This window comes from Lysinibacillus cavernae (genome assembly GCF_009724685.1).
GTDB classification, from domain to species: domain Bacteria; phylum Bacillota; class Bacilli; order Bacillales_A; family Planococcaceae; genus Lysinibacillus; species Lysinibacillus cavernae.
Map to the genome: position 1 here is coordinate 560,291 of NZ_WMEF01000003.1, position 21,652 is coordinate 581,942.

Annotated in this window: 24 protein-coding genes, 1 tRNA gene and 1 riboswitch; of the genes, 8 read left to right on the top strand and 17 right to left on the bottom strand. The window is 37.5% G+C overall.

Features of this window, described 5'->3' with window-relative positions; genetic code table 11:
* Window positions 1-94: 94 nt before the first annotated feature.
* From GJU32_RS10490 to GJU32_RS10510, 5 genes are all read left to right on the top strand, one after another.
* A complete protein-coding gene (locus GJU32_RS10490; RefSeq protein WP_155591884.1) occupies window positions 95-1,267 on the top strand; it encodes a hypothetical protein in 1,173 nt (390 codons plus the stop codon).
* A complete protein-coding gene (locus GJU32_RS10495; protein WP_155591885.1) occupies window positions 1,236-1,523 on the top strand; it encodes a hypothetical protein in 288 nt (95 codons plus the stop codon). The genes GJU32_RS10490 and GJU32_RS10495 overlap by 32 nt, the downstream gene beginning before the upstream one ends.
* The gene (locus GJU32_RS10500) at window positions 1,520-2,215 is read left to right on the top strand and encodes an acetylglutamate semialdehyde dehydrogenase (RefSeq protein WP_155591886.1); all 696 of its coding nucleotides are present in this window, start codon (window positions 1,520-1,522) and stop codon (window positions 2,213-2,215) included. The genes GJU32_RS10495 and GJU32_RS10500 overlap by 4 nt, the downstream gene beginning before the upstream one ends.
* A gap of 80 nt (window positions 2,216-2,295) precedes the next feature.
* Entirely contained in the window at window positions 2,296-2,781 is a 486-nt protein-coding gene (locus GJU32_RS10505; protein WP_155591887.1) for an ImmA/IrrE family metallo-endopeptidase, read from the top strand.
* A gap of 32 nt (window positions 2,782-2,813) precedes the next feature.
* Window positions 2,814-3,992 (top strand): tyrosine-type recombinase/integrase, encoded by a 1,179-nt coding sequence (locus GJU32_RS10510; protein ID WP_155591888.1) that lies wholly within the window; start codon window positions 2,814-2,816, stop codon window positions 3,990-3,992.
* A gap of 138 nt (window positions 3,993-4,130) precedes the next feature.
* On the opposite strand, the gene GJU32_RS10515 is transcribed toward GJU32_RS10510, so the two are convergent.
* Window positions 4,131-4,204 (bottom strand) — tRNA-Arg (locus tag GJU32_RS10515).
* 219 nt (window positions 4,205-4,423) lie between these two features.
* On the opposite strand from GJU32_RS10515, the gene GJU32_RS10520 reads away from it, so the two are divergent.
* Together GJU32_RS10520 and GJU32_RS10525 are read left to right on the top strand one after the other, a co-directional pair.
* Window positions 4,424-5,170 (top strand): SDR family NAD(P)-dependent oxidoreductase, encoded by a 747-nt coding sequence (locus GJU32_RS10520; protein WP_155591889.1) that lies wholly within the window; start codon window positions 4,424-4,426, stop codon window positions 5,168-5,170.
* A gap of 96 nt (window positions 5,171-5,266) precedes the next feature.
* Window positions 5,267-5,917: a hypothetical protein gene (locus GJU32_RS10525; protein ID WP_155591890.1), complete on the top strand. Its 651-nt coding sequence runs from the start codon at window positions 5,267-5,269 to the stop codon at window positions 5,915-5,917.
* Window positions 5,918-5,936: 19 nt separating this feature from the next.
* Here the strand turns inward: GJU32_RS10525 and GJU32_RS10530 are convergent, their stop codons facing one another.
* The 13 genes from GJU32_RS10530 to GJU32_RS10590 all read right to left on the bottom strand — a co-directional run bounded on the left by GJU32_RS10530 (window position 5,937) and on the right by GJU32_RS10590 (window position 16,664).
* Window positions 5,937-6,611 (bottom strand): YqjF family protein, encoded by a 675-nt coding sequence (locus tag GJU32_RS10530; RefSeq protein WP_230875010.1) that lies wholly within the window; start codon window positions 6,609-6,611, stop codon window positions 5,937-5,939.
* A 69-nt stretch (window positions 6,612-6,680) separates the two neighbouring features.
* The gene (locus tag GJU32_RS10535) at window positions 6,681-6,854 is read right to left on the bottom strand and encodes a DUF2639 domain-containing protein (protein WP_196426650.1); all 174 of its coding nucleotides are present in this window, start codon (window positions 6,852-6,854) and stop codon (window positions 6,681-6,683) included.
* A gap of 203 nt (window positions 6,855-7,057) precedes the next feature.
* On the bottom strand, window positions 7,058-8,518 hold the full coding sequence (locus tag GJU32_RS10540; protein ID WP_155591893.1) for a protein adenylyltransferase SelO: 1,461 nt from the start codon (window positions 8,516-8,518) through the stop codon (window positions 7,058-7,060).
* A 133-nt stretch (window positions 8,519-8,651) separates the two neighbouring features.
* Window positions 8,652-9,155 (bottom strand): metallophosphoesterase, encoded by a 504-nt coding sequence (locus GJU32_RS10545; RefSeq protein WP_155591894.1) that lies wholly within the window; start codon window positions 9,153-9,155, stop codon window positions 8,652-8,654.
* A 12-nt stretch (window positions 9,156-9,167) separates the two neighbouring features.
* Window positions 9,168-9,761 (bottom strand): XTP/dITP diphosphatase, encoded by a 594-nt coding sequence (locus tag GJU32_RS10550; protein ID WP_155591895.1) that lies wholly within the window; start codon window positions 9,759-9,761, stop codon window positions 9,168-9,170.
* A gap of 1 nt (window position 9,762) precedes the next feature.
* A complete protein-coding gene (rph, locus tag GJU32_RS10555; RefSeq protein ID WP_155591896.1) occupies window positions 9,763-10,512 on the bottom strand; it encodes a ribonuclease PH in 750 nt (249 codons plus the stop codon).
* A 132-nt stretch (window positions 10,513-10,644) separates the two neighbouring features.
* Complete coding sequence (racE, locus tag GJU32_RS10560) at window positions 10,645-11,442, bottom strand: glutamate racemase (protein WP_155591897.1); 798 nt, start codon at window positions 11,440-11,442, stop codon at window positions 10,645-10,647.
* 10 nt (window positions 11,443-11,452) lie between these two features.
* Window positions 11,453-11,905, bottom strand: coding sequence for a MarR family winged helix-turn-helix transcriptional regulator (locus tag GJU32_RS10565; RefSeq protein WP_155591898.1), 453 nt, complete (start codon window positions 11,903-11,905; stop codon window positions 11,453-11,455).
* Window positions 11,906-11,979: 74 nt separating this feature from the next.
* On the bottom strand, window positions 11,980-12,201 hold the full coding sequence (locus tag GJU32_RS10570) for a helix-turn-helix domain-containing protein (RefSeq protein ID WP_004226437.1): 222 nt from the start codon (window positions 12,199-12,201) through the stop codon (window positions 11,980-11,982).
* A 273-nt stretch (window positions 12,202-12,474) separates the two neighbouring features.
* Window positions 12,475-12,930 carry an acyl-CoA thioesterase gene (locus GJU32_RS10575; protein ID WP_155591899.1) on the bottom strand — a complete coding sequence of 152 codons (456 nt, stop codon included), beginning with the start codon at window positions 12,928-12,930 and terminating at the stop codon, window positions 12,475-12,477.
* Window positions 12,931-13,450: 520 nt separating this feature from the next.
* On the bottom strand, window positions 13,451-14,230 hold the full coding sequence (gene sdhB, locus GJU32_RS10580; RefSeq protein ID WP_155591900.1) for a succinate dehydrogenase iron-sulfur subunit: 780 nt from the start codon (window positions 14,228-14,230) through the stop codon (window positions 13,451-13,453).
* A 5-nt stretch (window positions 14,231-14,235) separates the two neighbouring features.
* Complete coding sequence (sdhA, locus tag GJU32_RS10585) at window positions 14,236-15,990, bottom strand: succinate dehydrogenase flavoprotein subunit (protein ID WP_155591901.1); 1,755 nt, start codon at window positions 15,988-15,990, stop codon at window positions 14,236-14,238.
* A gap of 65 nt (window positions 15,991-16,055) precedes the next feature.
* Window positions 16,056-16,664: a succinate dehydrogenase cytochrome b558 subunit gene (locus GJU32_RS10590; protein ID WP_155591902.1), complete on the bottom strand. Its 609-nt coding sequence runs from the start codon at window positions 16,662-16,664 to the stop codon at window positions 16,056-16,058.
* 272 nt (window positions 16,665-16,936) lie between these two features.
* Between GJU32_RS10590 and GJU32_RS10595 the strand changes: the two genes are divergently transcribed.
* Window positions 16,937-17,371, top strand: coding sequence for a YslB family protein (locus GJU32_RS10595; protein WP_155591903.1), 435 nt, complete (start codon window positions 16,937-16,939; stop codon window positions 17,369-17,371).
* A gap of 351 nt (window positions 17,372-17,722) precedes the next feature.
* Here GJU32_RS10595 and GJU32_RS10600 read toward each other — a convergent pair whose 3' ends face one another.
* The 3 genes from GJU32_RS10600 to trxA all read right to left on the bottom strand — a co-directional run bounded on the left by GJU32_RS10600 (window position 17,723) and on the right by trxA (window position 21,598).
* Window positions 17,723-18,949, bottom strand: a complete 1,227-nt coding sequence (locus GJU32_RS10600) for an aspartate kinase (protein ID WP_155591904.1) — start codon at window positions 18,947-18,949, stop codon at window positions 17,723-17,725.
* 133 nt (window positions 18,950-19,082) lie between these two features.
* A riboswitch (Lysine riboswitch) is annotated at window positions 19,083-19,261 on the bottom strand.
* A 109-nt stretch (window positions 19,262-19,370) separates the two neighbouring features.
* The gene (uvrC, locus tag GJU32_RS10605; protein WP_155591905.1) at window positions 19,371-21,161 is read right to left on the bottom strand and encodes an excinuclease ABC subunit UvrC; all 1,791 of its coding nucleotides are present in this window, start codon (window positions 21,159-21,161) and stop codon (window positions 19,371-19,373) included.
* Window positions 21,162-21,286: 125 nt separating this feature from the next.
* Entirely contained in the window at window positions 21,287-21,598 is a 312-nt protein-coding gene (trxA, locus tag GJU32_RS10610; RefSeq protein WP_004226420.1) for a thioredoxin, read from the bottom strand.
* Window positions 21,599-21,652 lie beyond the last annotated feature (54 nt).

A 21,652-nucleotide genomic window follows, 5' to 3' on the forward strand; every position in this document is an offset into this window, starting at 1 on the left:
TTAATAATGTTTGGATTATTTTATATTAAAACGATTTCGGATTTGGTATGTAATACTAAAATTGATTTATCAGTAAACTATTAGGAGAGGTTTTATGACGAGAAAAATAAATTACTCTGATTTAATTAAAACTACGGTAAAAGAGAATTATGTTCAAGCCATCCAGAAAAAATTATTAGAGAAATTAAAAGATGAAGTGATTACGTATGAAGATACCATTTTTAATTATGATTTAATTTATGTACAAAAATCCCAGTCGTTCGAAGAAATTTTTAATTTAGCTCTTGAAAAATTTGAACAAAAAACCATTCAAATCATTCAAGAATTGGATTATGAATTAGCAATTAAATACGCCACATTATATACCATAGAACAGCCAATTTTAGGTAAAATCGATGCATTAATACGAAAAGGCAAGATACTAGATAGTACTTCATCTACCTTCACTGAAGACTATGTAACTGATTGGACTTATGAAACTAATTTAATGCCATCTTTTAAAAAATATGATGAGAATACCTACTTTTTAAAGTTTAGCAATGCGGTTTCTGGTCATACTACTGCCGAGAGTTCTAGCAGAATTACAATTAAATATCCTGTTATCGCTGTTTATTATTCCGATTTAAATATTATTGAAATTAGACTAGACGCTATAAAAGGATATTTACGAAGAGGGAACGAATACTACTACGTACAACAAATTCATAAGGTAATTGAGTGGTTTCAAATTCATTTTGGTCTCACTCCCCTTCCATTAGATTTAGTTTCTATCGTAGAGTTTATATCTAATTTAGATGAAGAACAAGTAAATGTAGTTGCTAAAGAACTAAAGTATCGAACTGGATCAAAAGTTGTTTTAGATACAGGTAGAAATGATTCTGCAGTTTTACCTTTGCTAGGTGATTTGAAGCAAATAATAAATGATAATCAAAAATTGTTTATGTCATGCGATAATACTAAAGAGATTCAGAAATTATTAAATGATTTTATAGATGAAATTGAAGAAGACTCTGATAGCCCTTGGATTTCACTTCGCTGGAGTGATGAACAAAGTAGTAAAGCTACAAAAGTTAAGTTTTCGTTTAATTATAAAGAAAAAAGAATCGACTTACTTCAGTATTACAATTCAAGCAGTACTGAAATGGAGAGGATGAATTATGTTACCAAATACCTTATCGAATATAAAGAAAAATACGAAAATGAGAGACCTACCGCATTCGAATCAGGAGAAGCTATTGAAGACACTTCAGCGCTTCAAAAAGAATGAAGTAATTTATCCAGGTTTGATTGCAAGACGAGGTGGTTTTAATCTACAAAATGCATATAAATTATTAAAGGATATAGAAAAATTACATTATATTGAACATGCATTTGTAATAAATTGCCCTTCATGTTCGGAAGAACATCTTTATAATTCTGTTGGTGACGTTCCTGATGAATTCGAATGTAGTAAATGTGGTTATTCAAATCCTATTAATGTTTTTAGTGATGTTTTAATTGTTTATAAGGTGGTTTGCGAATGAGTTCTAAAAGTGCCTTTGCTTTCAGTGAATATCTCAGAATCTGTGAAGAGGAAAATGAAGATGTACTTGAATGTTTAAAATTTAATCAAACTGACTTAAAGCAATACTCTATTTTATTAGATAATTTCAAAAAGATTAATGAATCACAAGATTCCTCTACAGAATTAAAAGGAAAATCATTAGAAGATCTAGTAGAATATATCTTTAAAAAGTCTTATATTTTTGATATAGACAAAAATGTGCGGACGAGTACTAATGAGATAGATTTGCTTGTCAAACTAAATAAAAAAGGTATTGATTTTAACACATCTGGATACATATCGATTGAAAAATACTTGTTATGTGAATGCAAAAACTATAATAAAACTGTTGGTGTAACTTGGACTGGTAAATTCTACAGTCTTTTAAAAACTTCTAATAAGAACATAGGAATAATATTTTCGTATCATGGTATAGCAGGTAAAAAGTGGGGAAGTTCTTCTGGCTTAATACGAAAAATTCATCTTACTTCAAGTGGGAAATGTCGAATATTATCTTTTGCACTTAGTGACTTTGAATTATTAAGACAAGGTACTAGTTTTGCTCGTATTATTGAACAAAAAATTGAAGAGCTTGATAATGACACTTCTTATTTTAAAGATATTAGTTCACATGAATTAGAAGGCCCTAATCCTTTTAATGCAACAGAATAAAACACTACTTCTAAAAAGTGGTGTTTTATTATATAATAAAAAAGAACATATGTTCCAAAATGTAACTTGAGGATAATACGATGAACTACACTACACATACAGAAAATTTTATAAAAAATTTGTACTCCAAAATGAATATTTCAAAATCTTCACAACTTCAATTTCAAAAAATAGCTACCTTGTTGAATATACAGATATTTTATTGGAACAAATCAAGCCAAGCACTTTTTGATGAATCTCATGTATATATTTTTCTAAATGAACAATTAACAACAGAACAGCTTTGGCAAGATTTCTGCCATGAATTAGGGCATGTTTTATTACATAATGGACAGCAAGAACGCATGCCAAAATCTTTGATAGAATACTTAGAGAACAAGGCAAACAATTTTATGTATCACGCCTGTATTCCCTCTTTCATGCTGGATGAAGTGGATTCTGATGCGCTCACTATTGAGAATGTTCAACAACTATTCAATGTTGAATACGACTTTGCTGAAAAACGACTTACTCAATATTTTAATAAAAAAATGAATATGCCAAATAGGAATAGAACTTTTCTATGACCTTAATAACAATGTAATTGGGGGTGTCTATTATGGCGAGTATCACAAAACGTGGAAAGACGTGGCAGTATTGTGTTAGTAGAATGGTTGATGGAAAGTACAAACCTATACGGAAAGGTGGTTTCAGTACCAAAAAGGAAGCAACAGTTGCAGCAGCTGCTATTGAAGCTAACATTGGGAAAAATGGCTCCCCTTCAATTCAAGAAGATATTCCTTTCACTAAGTATTTTATGGATTGGGTTAAAACATATAAAACGAATATCTCTGATATTACGATGAGAGCCTACACAACCACTTACAATAAATTATATGAATACTTTGGCGAGATGCCCATACAGCAGATTACTAAGCGTAAATATCAAGAATTTATGAATGATTTGGGGACAAAATTTGCAAGAGATACAAATCGTAAGTTAAATGGTTACGTACGAACATGTTTGTTGGAAGCAATTGACGAAGGACTAATAAAGAATGATTTCACTCGAAATATTACTCTTACTGGAGCCTCTTCAAAAAAAGGGTCTGAAAAATTTCTAAACCTTACTGATACTGAAAGGCTCTTATATTACTTAAAAGATCATGTTGAGAAAAACATAAAAAATTTACAAGACGTGGATAATGGTATCGAGAATTTATTACTACTTCTCGCCTTAACTTCTGGTATGCGTTATGGTGAATTAGTTGGCCTGATCGAAACAGATTTTAACTTTAAAGAGAATTTCATTCGTGTAGAACGGCAATGGAAATACAAAGAAGGCGGTGGCTTTGGTGACTTAAAAAATGAAAGTTCTGAGCGTACAATAACCATTGATACAGAGACTATGCTATTGTTTAAGAAATTTTTCGAATATCGAACATCACATTCAGATAATCAACATCAACTAGTGTTCTTTGAAGACACATCCGATATTTTAGTTGTCACAAATGATCGATTAAATGATGTACTACGGGCAGCATTGAAACATCTTAAAATAACACCACTTATTACTGCTCATGGATTACGCCACACACATGCGAGTATTTTACTTTTCGAAGAAGTAAATTTGATTTATGTGTCTGAACGTCTAGGTCATTCAAGTATTGAAATTACTTCTTCTACATATACCCATGTGCTAAAAGAATTGCGTGAACGTGATTCCAGAAAAACAGCAGATGTATTTAAAAAGATGATGTTAATGCCTTCCACTAATATAGAGCGTGTAGATGTGTAGAAAATGTGTAGAAAACTTTTATTTTTTATCTCTTTTTAACGACTTCTAAAAAATACTAAAAACACCTTAAATCCTTGATATTAAAGGATTTAAGGTGTTTTTCATACTGTAGTTTCTCTTTCTAAAACTACCTATTGACGTCCCAGGAGGGATTCGAACCCCCGACCGACGGCTTAGAAGGCCGTTGCTCTATCCTGCTGAGCTACTGAGACATGATGTCGTTTCTATGTATTCCATAGGAAGGACAATACTTATTATATGTATTTTAAAGCATAATGTCAACATTAATTTTACTAAGTAGGCAAGGTTTGCCTCATATTGTTTATCATATGTTGCCACAACATAGATTATACCATTTTTACGCCTTGTCAGTAGGACGAAAAAAAAATATTTGTTAAACTATTGGCAATAAAAAACTTGGAGGTACGTAAATGTTTAAGGATTTGGTCGTTATTGTTACAGGTGGTGCACAAGGGATTGGCAAAGGCATTGTGCTAGCGTATGCACAACATGGCGCAAAAGTGGTGATTGCTGATTTGAATAAAGGTTTAGGTCAACAATTAGAACAGGAAATGCTTGCTCAAGATTACTCTGTATTGTTTGTTCAAACGGATGTGACAAAGGAGCAGGATATTGTTCATTTAATGCAACGAACCGTCGAACAATATGGGACTATTCATATTTTAATTAATAATGCTGGGAAGTTTCAGCATACATCTCCTTACGATGTTACGTTTGAGGAATGGAATGATTTACTTCAAACGAATTTAACGAGTGCCTTTTTCTGTGCAAGAGAGGCTGCAAAAGTGATGAGGTACAATGCTAAAGGAGGTTCGATTGTTTCGCTAGCTTCTACACGGGCTGAAATGTCTGAGCCTAACTCAGAAGCTTATGCGGCTACAAAAGGTGGCATTGTGGCATTAACACATGCTTTAGCGCGTTCATTTGGCAGTGATCAAATAACTGTGAATTGTATTTCACCTGGATGGATTGAAACAGGCAATTTTGAGTCACTTCGACCAATTGATCATGCACAGCATTTGTCAGGGAGAGTTGGTGTACCTGAAGATATAGCACAGGCGTGTCTCTATTTAACAAATCCGCTAAATAATTTTGTAACAGGGATTAATCTTACGGTTGATGGTGGTATGACAAAGAAAATGATGTATGAAGAGTAATTTTTTTGTCACCCCCATTTCTTAAGTTGTTCTTTCATACTCAGATGTGCCATGGAGTATGCTACTTTAAGAGAAAGAACAAGAAGGAGTGAAGTCTTGTACCCTTATTCGAATAGTTATTCTTTAAGCCAGCTGTATCAGGGTCCCTATGCTCTATATACGGCACCGATTCGCCACTTTTTACAGTCAAATGATTACCGTCGCTGTATCAGTAAAGCGGAAGCAGATTTTATGGCCATGAATCGCTTACTTTGGATGGAGCATGTGAATTGGACACGGATGACGATTAGTAGCATTGTGTTTAATTTGCCAGATTTACCTTTTGTGCAGCAGCGTTTGTTACGAAATGCAACTGATTTAGGAAATTGTCTACGCCCCTTCTACGGCGATTCTATAGCAGATCGTTATGCAGCCTTAATTAAAGAACATTTGGTTCTTGCAGCTCAATTAGTGACTGCAGCTGCTAAAGGAGATGCTACAACAGCAGAAGCAAAAGAGAAGGAATGGTATCGTAATGCGGATGATATTGTTCTATTTTTGCATACGATCAATCCTTGTATAAATAGAGAAGCGATACAAAAAATGTTTTACACCCATTTAGCATTGACCAAAAACGAAGCCGTGACCATGATACAAAATGATTATCAAGCAGATGTAGATGTATTTGATGAAATTGTAGCAGAAGCACTTGCAATGTCAGATATGATTGCCAGCGCAATAGTTATGCAATTTTGTTACCTCTTTTAATGTGATAATCCCCATGTATTTATGATAAGTTTTGTTTTTTACGTTCAATTACTGGCGGAAAAACTCTCGCCACTTTGTTCTTTGCATAATGTGCAATTGGCTGCGTTTCTTGAAAGGATCCTTTCATAAAAGCGGCTAGTGTATTGCTTGGGATCGTTACTCTGGCCTGATGCAACTCCCATGGTGAATGATGGATATCAATACGAAATAGGGTGTCTTTCCATTTTGCCCAAGAATGATACCGTTCTACTAACCATTGGTCAAAGTTAGTATTAGTGCTATCTCCTACTATATAAGAAACCCTCAATCTCTCATCAAATGCTTTGTAATAGCTGGTGTATGAAAAATGATTAGCTCTTTGTTTACCTACTATTTTTGAATAACGATAGGGTAAACTACCGATTGCCGTTAATTTTGAAAAAGGATAATTCGTCACATCCAAATGAAAAAAATAGATTCCTTTCATGCCATTATATTCAACATAAGTTCGGACATTCAATTGTAAATAGGAACGCATCCCTGGGAATGGCGGTAGTAGCCGTAATCGCTGTCCATTTACTTTAAAAAGGACGGCACTAAGCCAAGCATCAGATTGATAGAGATCGAGCTTCAGTTCTTTAGGTATATGCTTTTCTAATTCTTGGGGTGATACTGGCCAATGTAAAAAAAGTACATCTTGCCATGTTTGTGTCATCATCCACATAGTAAAACTCCTTTCTAACTATCATGTTTTCCTAGAAAGGAGTTATTCAAACAAAATAGGCTATTTTTGATCTGATTCGACTGTTTCTACTTCGACATATCGATAATATAAATTACGTAATTCAGATTCTTTCAACAACCCTAAATGACTTTTAAATTGAGGATGTACGAGTATCCCATGTGCTCGTAACTTTTTCAGAAACCAACCTTTTGAATATTTATGCACCGAACCCATTCTCCTTTTCCTTTATTCATACATAGAGTATGCGTAAGGATTCTGTAAGGTGCCTTTACATATCAAATACGCCTAGGCTTTGGGTCACACTGTCATCGCCACAGAACGTGGCGTTATTAATGGTATTCCCTTATTTCAGCGGGCGTTTGAACATCCCCTGGAACAAGATAAAAAAACGAGAGGATCCATGCCCCTCGTTTTACTTATGTGCCACAAAAAGTACGATATGGTTGACTGCATGGTTCAGGTAATGAAGCATATTCCTGTTGCTCTTTCGTGTGGGCGTATGGCTGAGCAAGGACTTTTAATAATTTGTTTATAACATTATAATCCCCTTGTTCAACAGCTGCCTCCAATGCTTCTTCTACCCTGTGATTGCGTGGGATAACAGCAGGATTATATTGACGCATTAATTGCTGTGACATGTCTTTCGTTTGCTGCTGTCTTGCTAATCGTGCAAGCCATTTTTGATACCAGTCTTTAAACGCCGATGAATTAAATAACGAGGATTCATCAAATTGCCCAAAAGTTAAGGCGATAAATGTATTGGTATAATCTGCTTTGTATTGTTGCATGAGCTGGAGAAGCTCTTCAATAAGGTCCTTGTCTTCTTGCTCCTCATTAAAAATGCCAAGCTTTGCACGCATCCCCCTCAACCAGTTTTGAACATACAGCTGAGGATATTGTTGTAGTACGTCTTGCGCCAGTTGAATGGCTGTTTCTTGATCTTCGTGAATTAAAGGGAGTAATGCTTCAGCCAAGCGTGTTAAATTCCAGCCCCCGATATTTGGTTGATTGCCGTATGCATAACGGCCTTGACGATCAATAGAACTGAACACAGTTGCTGGATCATAAGTGTCCATGAATGCGCAAGGGCCATAATCAATAGTTTCACCACTAATGGTCATATTATCTGTGTTCATAACACCATGAATAAAGCCAACTAACTGCCACTTCGCTATGAGTGAAGCTTGTTGCTTGATTACTTCTTGTAGCAAATGAAGATAACGATTTTGCTCCCCATAATCATTTGGGAAATGACGTTCTAATGCATAATCAGCTAAGCGTTGTAGCTCCTCATCTGTTCCCCAGTGTGCTGCATATTGAAAAGTACCCACTCGTAAATGACTGCTTGCAACTCGTGTAACAATAGCACCTGGTTGTTCGGTTTCACGGTAAATCGATTCACCAGTCGTCACTACCGCTAAACTTCTTGAAGTGGGAATTCCTAGCGCAAACATTGCTTCACTAATAATGTACTCCCTTAGCATGGGTCCCAATGCCGCTCTACCATCTCCACCACGAGAATAAGGCGTTCTTCCTGATCCTTTTAAGGCGATATCATATCGTTCATTGAGAGGTGTTATTTGTTCCCCATATAACAGAGCCCTACCATCACCTAGCATATTGAAATGACCAAATTGGTGCCCTGCATAGGCTTGTGCAATCGGTTCACCACCTTTTGGAACTTTATTACCTGCAAATACTGCTACCGCTTCTTCCCCTTGTAAAGCTTGAATGTCTAATCCGAGTGACGTTGCAACGTCTTCATTTAGCAGCACTAGCTTTGGTAAGTGAACAGGATGTAACGAAAGTTCGGAATAATAAATACTTGGTAGTCGAACATAACTATTATCAAAATGCCAGCCAATTGTCTTTTCCATGTTTTCTCCTTTAGTGCCTTTTCCAATTATTTTTACTATTTCAGCATTAATCATTCATAGGCAATTTTACCATTATCCGTAGTCAACATAAAAATCCGCAACCATTGGAAGTAGTGCGGATTTTTTTGTTATATTAACTTCGGTGGAATGTATGCGTAGCAATACTTTGGTTATCATCTGTCAAGAACTCAACTTTAAAAAAGGTCGTATTTAGTTCTACAACAGCAAAGCTTTTCTCCTTACGTCCACGTGGTTTTAATAAGCTTCCAGGATTTAAAAATAAAATGTCATCAATCACTTCAGCACCAAGAATATGAGAATGACCGAAACAAACTATTTGTGCACCTAATTCTTTTGCACGATAGGATAATGACAAGATGGAGCTTTTCACATTAAATAAATGACCATGTGTTACAAAAATATTTACATTATTGACAGTGAAAAATTCTTCTTCTGGAAAAGCTTTTTCACGATCACAGTTCCCACGTACTTTTTTTATGCCTTCTAACGCCTCATGTGAGAAAGAAAGTTCACTATCTCCACAATGTATCAGAACGTCTATTTCAGGGTAAAATTCCCTAACCTTATCAATTACATGGCTATCACCATGTGTATCGCTCATTACAAGTATTTTCATGGATATCACCTCTTATTTTATAAGATTTGGTAATTGTTCCTTTAACTTGCGAATAGCATTGCCGCGGTGAGAAATAGACCCTTTTTCCTCTGGTAAAAGCTCAGCCATCATACGATTTAAGCTTGGTACGAAAAAGATTGGATCATAGCCAAATCCATTCGTTCCACGTTTTTCATGGGCAATCACGCCTTCACATGTGCCAAATACCGTTGTCGTTGCAAAATCTGGGCCTGCTATTGCAATACAGCAGCAAAAACGGGCTGTTCGTTTGTCATCTTCCACACCATGTAAATTTTCTAACAGCTTTACCATATTTGCTTCATCATCATGATCACCAGCATAGCGAGCAGAATACACGCCTGGCTCACCATTTAATGCATCTACTGCTAAACCACTATCATCGGCAATCACAATTGTGCCAAGCTCCTTCGCTAACGCTTCTGCCTTTATGATCGCATTTTCTTCAAATGTTGTACCTGTCTCTTCTATTTCCATTTCTGGTGCCACTTCAAACATTGTCACTACTTCATAACCGAGTGGGCCAAATAATGCTTCAAAATCTTTTGCTTTTCCTTTATTTTTTGTTGCGATTACTACTTGTTTCATATTATTGATTCCCTCCGACCTTGTTTGCCAGTTCACTAAGTGTTGATTTTTGGAGCTCAACTAATTGCTGAATACCTTTTTCACCTAATGCTAACAATTCATTCAGTTCTTCACGAGAAAAGGTAGCTTCCTCGCCAGTACCCTGTAATTCAACGAATCGTCCAGTACCTGTCATCACAATATTCATATCAACAGCAGCAGCCACATCTTCTACATAATTTAAATCTAGAATAGCACCTTGTTCTTCTACGATACCAACACTTGTTGCTGCTAAAAAATCTGTTACTGGGAATTTTTCGAATGGCTTTTCTTCTGCAAATTTAGCAATTGCTTGTGTCATAGCAACAAATGCCCCTGTAATAGATGCTGTACGAGTTCCACCGTCTGCTTGAATGACATCGCAGTCAATCCATACAGTGCGTTCTCCAAGTGCTTCTAAATCGACTACAGCACGTAATGCGCGCCCAATTAAACGTTGAATTTCCATCGTACGCCCATTGACTTTCCCTCGTGAGGATTCACGTGGTGTGCGTTGAGCAGTTGCACGAGGAAGCATCGAATATTCGGCTGTGATCCACCCTTTCCCTTGCCCACGTAAAAAGCCAGGTACCTTATCTTCAATTGTTGCTGTGCAAATTACTTTTGTATTCCCTACTTGAATTAATACGGAGCCTTCTGGGTGTAATAAATACTCACTATCCATAATTACAGGTCGTAACTCGTCTACATTTCTTCCATCAAATCTTGTCATATATTTCGTTCCTCCTAAAAACTTTCGCGCCCTCATCTTATCATAATTTGTTCCTTCAAAAAAGTACTCAGTCGCTTATGTATAATGCTAAAAACGGCAAAAATCAGCCTAGCCTGTTGCTAAGCTGATTTTTTATTTTAATGTTATACGTTTTATGTCGAGAGTACCTTGTTCTAGCCAATTCTCAGCAATCGAACGGAAAATTGGAACAGAACCAGTTGCAAAAAATTTATGAGCAGGCACCGCATTTGGATTTGCTAAAGTGCCGTTATACGCTAACATTTCTTGAACATCCTTTGCTGTTTCCTCCGCAGAAGATAAAACATTCACTTCTTCTCCAACAACAGCTTCAATTTGTTTTTGTAAAATAGGATAATGTGTACACCCTAAAATAACCGTATCAAATTGTCGGTTTTTCAACGGCTTTAAGCCTTCTGTTATTAACTTATTTGCAAAGTCACCTTTGTATTCGCCACTTTCTACAAGTGGTACGAATGTTGGACAAGCTAGTGGAATAATATGCGTTGACGTATTGAGTGACAATAAGGCTTCTTCATACGCCCCACTTTTAATTGTTCCTTCTGTTGCAAGCACAACGACTTCATGTCGCTTCGTTTTCTTTACAGCTGCACGTGCGCCAGCATTAATAACGCCTAGTACCGGAAAAGGCATATTTCTTTGTAAACTTTCGAGTGCTACTGCAGTCGCTGTATTACAAGCAATAACGAGCATCTTAATATTCATTTTTTCGAGTGATTTTGCCATTTGCCAAGTGAAATTCCGTACTTCCTGACGACTTCTTGGTCCATACGGACATCTTGCTGTATCGCCAATATAATAGATCGTTTCGTTTGGCAATCGCTTCATAATTTCTTTTGCTACGGTTAAACCGCCTACTCCTGAGTCAATAACGCCTATCGGGGCATTCATACTTTCCGCCTCAATCCTGTTTCATGTGTACATGTAGTTTTTCTAAATAGCTTGATAATTGAGCGACTTCTTGTTGATTAAAACCAACAAGCATCTCCTGCAAATATTGCTGTCTTTTTTCTATAACCTTTTGAATAATACGTTCGCCCTTTTCGAGAAGATGAACAACAACGACACGGCGATCATTTTCATCACGCACACGCTTGACTAATTCATTTTTCTCCATTCGGTCAACTAAATCTGTTGTCGTGCTAAAAGCTAAATATAAACGGTTTGATAATTCGCCAATTGTAATATCACCAAGCTCTTCTAACCACTGTAATGCAACAAATTGTGGCGGCGTAATCGCATAGTCGGAAACAATTTCTCTTCCCTTTTGCTTTACGATGGCCGCTATATAGCGTAATTCCTTTTCAACCGTTGCAACGGTTTCAGGTGAGTGCTTTGTTACTTCGTCCGACATATAACTATTTCACTCCTAAAAATACGTTGAATAGTTCTATTTTGTCGTTTTTTTCACGAAATAGCAAGTGTCCATTAGTCTAATTTAAATTCTTCCAAGCGTAACAGCTCAATTAACGCCTGAGATCGATTCGTTACACCTAGCTTTTGAATTGTATTGGATATGTGATTTCGCACTGTTTTTTCACTAATACCAAGCTGCTCTGCAATATCTCTCGTTGTTTTTTCAGCTAATAAAAGCGCAAATATTTCACGTTCTCGGTTTGTTAAAAGAGAACGATGATGAGAGCCATTCATTCAGTTACACCCTCCTCCCCCGCACGTATTGTAACTTATGTTAAGGGACTTGAAGCGGTGACGGCTATTTGCATGATTATTCCATGTTTCCTTAAAAATTTCAGAAATTGCTTAGACACATTCCCCATTTTATCTACCTTCATCAATACACTCACCTCTATAGGTGGGGAGATGAATGCTCATATAGCCTTTTTGTGGGCGACAATTGTACAAAGCACAATTGTAAATCTGACAAAGAATTAATTTAGATAAAAAACAATCCCTTAATGCGAGCTAAATAACTAAACTAACTAATCGAGCTCTCTCCTCATCAGAAATCGGTACACTCTTGCCTGTTAGAGGATCCATTTGCACAATTGTACCGCGCCCAGTGAAGCAAATTTCATCTTTTTGATTTTTCGTTAAATAATGAATGTCTATCGATGAATTTCCAACTCTCGCTATCTTTGTGTAAATTCGTAATACATCATCAAAGAAAACCTGTTTCACATAATCACATTGTAAATCTGCTACTATCGGTATAGACTTCATATTTTCATCTCCCGCTGAAGGCATTAAAATACCTAAATGCCGGAAATAATCAATTCTTGCTTGCTCAAAATATGTAAAGCTAACTGTATTATTCATATGACCGTACATGTCTGTCTCTGAAAATCGTACGCGTACCTCACTATAAAAGGAAAAATCCTTCTCCCACTCTTGAAAATTCTCGATATAATTAGCCTTCATGTCAACACCATCCCTAGTAGTATATTTGCCAGTCCTATCATAAATCGAGTTATTATCACTCGTTTTGATGACGGCAAACGAAATGAATACATATTCATTATAAAAGAAAATGCTATATTATCATAGAAAAAACAACGATTCCCACCTTTTAACGCAATTATTTCTTCCCTTTAATTTGTATACAACTTTGAATGACATGCTATTGACAGATCGCTTCTATAATAATTAATTACACCATGTCGTAATGGCATTCAAATTTATTTCAGCTGACGAATAGAATGTGACAACGGTTAACTGACCTACGTCGTGCAGACCTCTATAAAATCTGTGACAGCTGTCGGAGGCTTTGGGCTTTATGTTGGACACACCGCCATTGCTACTGGACGTAGGGCTTTTACGCGGTGTTCCGCTATCTCATTGAGCGTCTTGCTTTCAGTACAAAAATCATTTGCTGACCCTTAATAAAAAAACCCTCTTACACAAAGTGTAAGAGAGTTTTGGCGTTCAACTTGTCCGTATATTAGTCTACGAAGTGGTCAGAACCGAAGAAGTTACGGAACATTTGCACTGTAGTTGCACGGTTTAGTGAAGCAATTGATGTTGTTAAAGGAATTCCTTTTGGACATGCAGCTACACAGTTTTGAGAGTTACCACAGTTCGCAAGGCCACCATCACCCATAATAGCATTTAAACGTTCATCTTTAATCATTGCACCAGTTGGGTGAGTGTTGAAAAGACGTACTTGTGATAATGGAGCTGGTCCGATGAATGAAGCTTTTTCAGACACGTTTGGACATGCTTCCATACATACACCACAAGTCATACATTTAGATAATTCATAAGCCCATTGACGTTTACCTTCTGGCATACGTGGACCTTCACCTAAATCATAAGTACCGTCGATCGGTACCCAAGCTTTCACTTTTTTAAGTGCATTGAACATACGTTCACGGTCAACTTGTAGGTCACGAATAACAGGGAATGTCTTCATTGGCTCAAGTTTAATTGGCTCAGTCAATTGGTCAACAAGTGTTGAACATGATTGACGCGGACGGCCATTGATAACCATTGAACATGCACCACAAACTTCTTCTAAACAGTTCATATCCCATGATACTGGCGATGTGTTTTCACCATTTTCAGTAACAGGATTTTTTTGAATTTCCATTAAAATTGAGATTACGTTCATACCATGACGGTAAGGTACTTGGAATTTTTGCCAGTAGCTATTGCCGCCTTGTGTATCTTGACGTAAGACTTCTACTTTGACCATTCTTCCAGTATTAGCTGCCATTTCCATAACTTTTAGTCTCCTTTCGCAGAGTAGTCGCGTTTACGTGGTGGGATTAAAGAAACGTCGACTTCTTGGTACGTGATGATTGGATTACCAGTTGTTGGGTCAAACTTCGCCATCGTTGTTTTTAAGAACTGCTCGTCATCACGATTAGGGAAATCAGGTTTATAGTGCGCACCACGAGATTCATTACGTAATAAAGCACCTTTAGTCATTACTTTTGCAAGCACTAACATATTTTTAAGTTGACGTGTAAAGTGTGCGCCTTGGTTACTCCATTTTTGCGTATCGTTAATGTTGATGTTATTCCAACGCTCAGAAAGCTCATCAAGTTTTTTCAATGTATCTTCAAGCTGATCATTGTAACGTACTACAGTCATTGTAGCAGTCATCATTTCACCAAGCTCTTTATGCAGTAAGTAAGCGTTTTCTGTGCCTTCCATTTTCATGATAGCATCCCATTTCGCTTGCTCTTCTGTTACGCGAGCATCGTAAATCTCTTGTGAAAGATCTTCTGCATGTTTTTTAAGGTGTTTTACATAATCTACTGCGTTTGGTCCTGCAACCATACCACCGTAAATAGCAGATAATAATGAGTTCGCACCAAGACGGTTTGCACCATGTTGAGAGTAATCACATTCACCTGCTGCAAATAGACCAGGAATCTCAGTCATCTGATTGTAATCAACCCATAAGCCACCCATTGAATAGTGAACTGCAGGGAAAATTTTCATTGGTAATTTACGTGGGTCATCCCCTACGAATTTTTCGTAGATTTCGATGATACCACCAAGTTTAACGTCTAATTCATGTGGATCTTTATGAGAAAGATCTAGGTATACCATGTTCTCGCCATTGATACCAAGTTTTTGATTTACACAGACATCAAAAATTTCACGTGTTGCAATATCACGTGGTACTAAGTTACCATAAGCTGGGTATTTTTCTTCTAAGAAGTACCAAGGTTTACCGTCTTTATAAGTCCAAATACGACCACCTTCACCACGAGCTGATTCTGACATTAGACGGTTTTTGTCATCTCCAGGAATCGCTGTAGGGTGAATTTGAATGAACTCACCATTCGCATATGAAGCACCTTGTTGGTAAACGATAGAAGCAGCAGAACCTGTGTTAATAACTGAGTTTGTTGTTTTACCGAAGATAATACCAGGGCCACCAGTCGCCATGATAACAGCGTCTGCACGGAATGATTTAATTTCTTCTGTACGCATATCTTGCGCTACGATACCACGGCAAACGCCGTCTTCATCGTTAATAACACCAAGGAATTCCCAGTGTTCATATTTATTTACTAAACCAGCCACTTCATGAGAACGAACTTGCTCATCTAGCGCATATAGTAATTGTTGACCAGTTGTTGCACCAGAGAAAGCTGTACGGTGCATTAAAGTACCGCCAAAACGACGGAAGTCTAATAGTCCTTCTGGTGTACGGTTGAACATAACACCCATACGGTCCATTAAGTGGATAATGCCAGGTGCTGCGTCACACATACCTTTTACTGGTGGTTGGTTCGCTAAGAAGTCCCCACCATATACTGTATCATCAAAGTGGATCCATGGAGAATCCCCTTCACCTTTTGTATTTACCGCACCATTAATTCCGCCTTGCGCACAAACAGAGTGTGAGCGTTTTACAGGAACTAATGAGAATAAATCAACTTCAGTACCAACTTCAGCTGCTTTAATCGTTGCCATCAGACCGGCAAGACCACCGCCGACAACAATTATTTTGCTTTTCGCCATGATTATTTCTCACTCCTCTTAAAAAATTGCAATGATTGCATGTGCTCTATCGTAGCTCTATTGAATTATACGAAAGCTAAAATAGCAGCCACACCAACTACACTTAGAATTACGAAAATAATGTTTGTTACGTAAGTAGCAATCTTTTGAGACTGAGGAGATTGTACAATACCCCAGCTTACTAGGAATGCCCATAAACCGTTAGATAAGTGGAAAGTTGCTGATAAAATACCAACAATGTAGAATCCAAGCATGAATGGATTAGCAACGATATTCGCCATCATGTCGTAATCAACGTGTGCGCCAAGTGCTTTTTGAATACGAGTTTGGAAAATATGCCATGCAATGAAAATCACTAGGAATACACCAGTGAAACGTTGTAAAGAGAACATCCAGTTACGGTATGTGCTGAAACGTCCTGTGTTTGGTGTAGCAGTGAATGCAATGAAGACACCATAAAATGCGTGGAACATTAATGGAATATAGATGACAATCCATTCAACTATGATAAGGAATGGAATCTTTTCCATTACTGCGGTAGCATCGTTATAACTTTCTGCCCCGCCTGTTGCTGTAAAGTTAATGAACAGGTGCATCGTTAAAAACAGACCTACTGGAATGATCCCAAGTAGAGAATGTAAGCGACGCCATAAAAACTCTCGATCTTTCGACAAGACTGTTACCCCCCTTAGTACTTAAAATAACACACCAAAAGAAGTCATCATTTTGTAAATGATACTTCATTGACTGTGCATTTCATCATGGTACAATATTATGACATGTTTATTGTACTCTCAAGAGCTACGAGCGTCAAGGCAACTCGGAGTTTTTCATAGAGCTTATTAAAGAACTAATCTAGTACATGATGAGTCGTTTTTTCTCGAAAAATCTATCATTACTTTATTACCGTTAAATTTTAAGAAAATTCTAAGAAAGAAGGATACCAATGTTAAACACTCCATCTCCTACAATCTCATCATTTGGCTATGAGATCATTCGCGATCATATTCTATCTTCTATACTCGGTAAACATGAAGATGATGTCCTTTATTGGGCAGGAAAAGAGCTTGCACGCAAGTTTCCATGTAAAAGTCAAGACGAACTTATCGCATTTTTCGCAGATGCCTGTTGGGGTAATTTAGAGCTTATGAAAGAATCCAAGGATGGACGAATTTTTCAGTTGACAAACGACCCTGAAATACTGCAAATCAAACAACGTAGTTTTAGACTTGAGGCAGGATTTATAGCAGAACAGATTCAACTAGCTAAAGGCTACCTTACAGAATGCTATGATGAAAAGCGAGAAAAACAGCACTATGTTATGTTTACAGTCAAATGGGACGTCAAGGAACGTATCATGAATACCATCCCTACAGAGTAATGAAAAGGATTGTCTCCCAATTAAATGGGCTGACAATCCTTTTTCTTCCTTTCATTTCGAACTATTTTATCTTGCTTCAGCAACAATTTTCGTACCAAAAGCGAGGCGTCAGGTACAGCATTTGGATTTTTTAGCGGATGGTCAAAAAGAGGAACACCTCAGCATGTTGCCAAAAGCCCCCAACAGATGGCATAGGTTTTGAAGAGAGGTCTGCACGATGCAGATCGGTTAATCATTGTCACAGGAAGCGGCGGTTTTAGGTTAACTTCTACTCGTCAACTCGAAAATCTGGACGCATTGTTTAGCTGCTCAAAAGAAAAGCATCATTAAAAATGGCAGTTTCTACTATTATTATATGTAAAGTGCTTGTTCTAAATTAAACGCATCATGCAATGCATTAGCTGCACGGATCATATCATCCTGTGGTACAACAACAGACACTTTTATTTCAGAAGTGCTAACCATTTTTACCGGAATGTTTTCACGACGTAATCGATCAAACATGCGAGCAGCAACGCCAGGATTAGATACCATACCTGAACCAATGATGGAAACTTTCGCTAACCCTATTTCAAAATCAGCAAAACTAAAGCCCAGTGATAATTTGCTATCCTCTAGAACACGTAATGCTTCCGCAAATTCCTCTTTTAAAATCGAAAAGGACACAGTCGGCTTTACTCCATCAATGATCGCCTGTACGATAATATCCACATTAATGTGGTTTTCTGCAAGGGTTGTAAACATATCAGCTAATGAAGCATCAGAATGAGCATCATACCCAACTGTTAAACGAATAATATCTGATTCAAAGGCTACACCGCGGACTACTAAATTTTTCTCCATTTCCACTTCCTCCTTCAATAAAGTACCTATCGACTCCACTAAACTAGAGCGTATGATAACTGGCATTTGAAACTTCTTTGCTAATTCCACTGCACGTGGATGTATGACATGTGATCCTAAATTAGATAGCTCCAACATTTCATCATAGGAAATTTCCTGTAGCTTTTGGGCCTTCGTAACATAACGTGGGTCTGCTGTATAAACACCATCAACATTTGTATAAATATCAGCTCGCTCTGCTCCCAATGCTACGGCAAGCGCTACGGCTGTCGTTTCAGCTCCTCCTTTCCCAAGCGTTGTGATATTCTGTTCATCGTCAATGCCCTGTTCTCCAGCAATGACCACAATTTGTCCCTGTGCAAAATGTTCTTCGATACGACTCACATCGATATAGTTTATTCGTGCATGACGGTACATACGATCCGTGTGAATACCTGCCTGCCATCCAGTTAAGGACATAGCATCATAGCCTGCTTCCTGTATTGCAATGGCAAATAAAGCACTTGATAACTGAGAGCATGTAGACATGACTGTACCTAATTCCCGTTTTGACACATCGTCAGTTAGATGACGCACCATCATTTTCACATCTTTCGCAGTTTGTCCCATTGCTGCAACTACCACGACTACATCAAATCCTCTGTCCTTCTCAGCAATAGCTTTTCGAGCAGCCTCTTGGATTTGTTCAGTTGATGCTAATGCAGCCCCTCCAAACTTCATCACGATTCTAGCCATTTTTTTCGTTCTCCTTTCCAGTCCTTGGGTTTCACCTAAATACACGGTGCAAAACAGTCTCTAGAAAACTAAAAGGCAGCCTCCACATAACGTGAAAGCTGCCTATAACATGTACAATAATCGTAACTTGCGCATGTGTGATAGCTCTCCGAAACGTTTAGAATCGACAGTCTTACATCTTTTAAATGCAAAACCAGTACAACATATGAAACAACCATGCTATACTTCGGCAAGCTCCCCTTTCACACAATATCTCCGGACTTGTTCATCCTCCATTGTGCTACTCTTGAAACTTGCACCTCTATCATCACCTTAAAGTGATTGTATTCAATTTGTTTAATCCTAGCGTCAATGAGCTTACCACGCTAGTGATCTGTAAATAACATTAAAAACCAATGTTATTTACAACCTTAGCACATGCCTATTCCTTTGACAATGTTTCCTGCTGAAAATAGGCATAAATCTGGCTTGCTAAATTGGCGGGCATCCCTGCCTCCTGTAAAGCTAGCTCGCTCGCCTCTCGAATTTTCTTGACTGAACCAAAATATTTAAGTAACTGTTGCTTTCGTTTTGGTCCGACACCCTCAATATGATCTAATACAGATTGAATGGCATGTTTCTCATGCTGTTGGCGCAAGAAGGTAATAGCAAAGCGGTGTACTTCGTCTTGAATTCGTTGTAGCAAATAAAAACCATCACTTGTACGCTTTAAGGCAATCACTTCTGGCGGATCGCCAAACAATAGCTGTGATGTATTATGTTTATCATCCTTTGCTAAACCAGCAATTGGTATGACAAGTCCTAGCTCATCTTCTAATACTTCACGTGCTACTTCCATTTGACCCTTACCACCATCAATCAAGACTAAATCTGGTAATGGTAAACCTTCCTTCAGAACACGTGTATACCGTCGACGTATGACCTCTTGCATAGCACCATAATCATCATGCTTGGCTGCTGTACGCGTTTTGTATTTGCGATATTCCTTTTTCGCAGGCTTTCCATCAATGAAAACAACCATGGCAGAGACTGCGTCGGTTCCATGCATATGACTATTATCAAAAGCCTCAATCCGTAATGGTGTAGTAATACCCATTGCTTCACCAAGTGAATCACAAGCACCAATCGTTCGTTCTTCCTGTCGTTCAATGAGCTGGAATTTAGCTGCCACAGCAATTTCGGCATTTTTGGTCGCTAAATCAACCAACTCCTTTTTTTGTCCTCGTTTTGGTGAAAGTACTTTGATAGCTAATAATTCTGTTAAAATGGCTGCATCAATTGCTTGTGGGATAAAAATTTCTTTTGGCTTAATATGCTCTGGTTTTTCATAAAAGCGCCCAACAAATGTTAAAAACTCTTCCTCTGCATCTTGATAAATGGGGAAAATGGAGACATCACGCTCGATTAATTTTCCTTGTCGAACAAAGAACACCTGAACACACATCCACCCTTTTTCAACAGCATAGCCAAAGACATCACGGTTTGTCGTATCACTTGACACTATTTTTTGTTTCTGCATGACCGTATCAATGTGTGCAATTTGGTCTCGGAACTCCTTTGCACGTTCAAATTCCAGATTTTCGGCAGCTGCTAGCATTTTAGCTTCAAGCTCTTTTTTAACTGCCTCCACACCACCATTTAAAAACTTCGACATATCATCTATCATCTCTTGATAAACTTGACCATCAATTTCTTTTACACAAGGCGCTAAACATTGGCCCATGTGATAGTACAAGCAAACTTTAGAAGGTAATTGTACACATTTACGTAGTGGATACAATCGATCCAATAGCTTTTTCGTTTCACTTGCCGCATAGGCATTGGGATAAGGTCCAAAATATTTAGCCTTATCCTTTTTTACCTTACGCGTCGTAATAAGACGAGGATGTTTTTCATTCGTAATTTTTAAATACGGATATGTCTTATCATCCGTTAGCATGACATTATACTTTGGATCATGTAATTTAATAAGATTCAGCTCTAAAATAAGTGCTTCAATATTAGATGATGTCACGATATATTCAAAATCTTCTATTTCGCTTACAAGTCTTTGTGTCTTCCCTTCATGTGTTCCAGTAAAATAAGAACGCACTCGGTTTTTCAGAACTTTCGCTTTGCCAACATAAATGATTGTCCCCTGCCGATCCTTCATCAAATAGCAGCCAGGCTGATCTGGTAAAATATCAAGTTTACGTTTAATTAAATCGTTCATTACCTACCTGCCCCCCTACGATAATCCCTTTAATGATTTATTGTAATTTTTTCTTTATTATATAACGAAAACGAAAAAAAGCCGAACACATCTATTGATGGCTCGGCTTTTGTGAACTTCATTGATTACGCATGTTTAGCGATAAATGCTTCTAAAGCTTCTTTAGGTTGGAAGCCTACAGTTTTGTCTACTAATTCACCATCTTTGAATAATAGTAAAGATGGGATTGACATGATTTGATATTGTGCTGCAGTACCTTGGTTATTGTCTACATCCACTTTTACAATTTTAGCCGCACTACCTGCAGCGTCCATTTCTTCAAGAACTGGCCCAATCATTTTACAAGGTCCGCACCAAGCAGCCCAAAAGTCTACTAGTACTAACCCTTCTTTAATATCGTCCTGGAACGTAGCATCAGTTGCATGTACAATTGCCATTTGAAATCCTCCTTAAACTTACTATGATTGTAGTATAGCATGGATAAATTCACT